1 pseudogene is annotated in these 273 nt (G+C 38.1%); it reads right to left on the bottom strand.

From position 1 onward, the window contains the following. Positions 1-273 (bottom strand): annotated as a pseudogene (locus ACFINS_RS10895) (DUF1009 domain-containing protein); the annotation flags it as partial.

The raw sequence follows: 273 nt of genomic DNA on the forward strand, positions 1-273 counted from the left end.
TTAAATCAAATTCTCTTGGAGCTAAAAGATTTGGGACTATCTCATGAGCACCAATAATACAAAAACCATGCGCTTCAATAATCCGTACAAAGGCTTTTAATAATACATCATCCCCTCCCTTCAAAGCTCCAATTAACTTAGGAAGAGCTAAAAATGTTGTCCAATCGAATTGTAATTGCTTAAGAAGTGGCCGCCTTTTCACACCACCGGCCAAAACAATATTACAAACCTCAGCTGCCTTTAAGATTTTAACGAGACGCGCTAACTCTACAA

Source organism: Bartonella sp. AA2SXKL, assembly GCF_042197205.1.
Lineage (GTDB): Bacteria > Pseudomonadota > Alphaproteobacteria > Rhizobiales > Rhizobiaceae > Bartonella.